This is a genomic window from Citrobacter sp. Cpo071, assembly GCF_030332765.1.
GTDB lineage: Bacteria > Pseudomonadota > Gammaproteobacteria > Enterobacterales > Enterobacteriaceae > Citrobacter > Citrobacter portucalensis.
Genome location: NZ_JAOWHE010000024.1, coordinates 1 through 324, shown reverse-complemented (window position 1 = coordinate 324; position 324 = coordinate 1). Strand labels below are relative to the sequence as shown.

The following is a 324-nucleotide window of genomic DNA, read 5'->3' as shown; positions in this document are numbered from 1 at the left end:
TGGTGCATCCGGGAGGATTCGAACCTCCGACCGCTCGGTTCGTAGCCGAGTACTCTATCCAGCTGAGCTACGGATGCATCGGGAATTGCTGATTACTACTGATACTGCGAAGAATATGGTGCATCCGGGAGGATTACTCGGTTGCGCCTCGCCCTGCGGGCCGTTGCTGAAGCAACGTTATCCTCCCTGGTGCTCGCAATTATCTCGCAGACCATGAAACAACAGTTTTGCTGTTGTCTCGGAGAATATGGTGCATCCGGGAGGATTCGAACCTCCGACCGCTCGGTTCGTAGCCGAGTACTCTATCCAGCTGAGCTACGGATG

Annotated in this window: 1 tRNA gene; it reads right to left on the bottom strand. The window is 54.9% G+C overall.

Annotated elements, in window-relative coordinates:
• Positions 1-77: transfer RNA gene (locus tag OGY09_RS00305), tRNA-Arg, on the bottom strand.
• Positions 78-324: the final 247 nt, after the last annotated feature.